We start from the raw sequence: 371 nt of genomic DNA, 5'->3' as shown, positions 1-371 counted from the left end.
CTGCCGGCGTTGCCCGCCAGGTCGCTGATCCCGGTGTTGTCCAGGGTGATCAGGTTGGTCGTGTCGTTGATGCTCGCCGAAGGGGTGAAGGTCGCCGTCCAGGTGATGCCGCCGTCGCTGCTGCTCACCGCCGTGAGTGTACCGTTGGCAATCGTCAGGTCCGCGTTGGTGAAACCGCTGACCGCTTCGTTGAAGGTGATGGTCACCAGCGAGGTTTCGCCGATTCTCAGCGCCGTGTCCGCGACCACGATGGTGGCTGTCGGGCGTACGGTGTCGATCGCATAGTTATTGGAGTCGGTGGTGCCAGTGCCCACGTTACCGCTGGCGACAGCCTGCACGCCGGTGTTGTCCAGGGTGATCAGGTTGGTCGT

1 protein-coding gene is annotated in these 371 nt (G+C 63.3%); it reads right to left on the bottom strand.

Annotation, left to right across the window (positions count from 1 at the left end; all coding sequences use genetic code 11):
• Positions 1-371: Ig-like domain-containing protein (locus HCU66_RS27010; RefSeq protein ID WP_205891395.1), on the bottom strand; the 371-nt coding region annotated here is incomplete at both ends.

Origin of the sequence: Pseudomonas frederiksbergensis, from assembly GCF_017114915.1 — a bacterium.
GTDB classification, from domain to species: domain Bacteria; phylum Pseudomonadota; class Gammaproteobacteria; order Pseudomonadales; family Pseudomonadaceae; genus Aquipseudomonas; species Aquipseudomonas frederiksbergensis_I.
The sequence above is the reverse complement of the archived record's forward strand: the minus strand, read 5'-3'. Positions and strand labels throughout refer to the sequence as shown.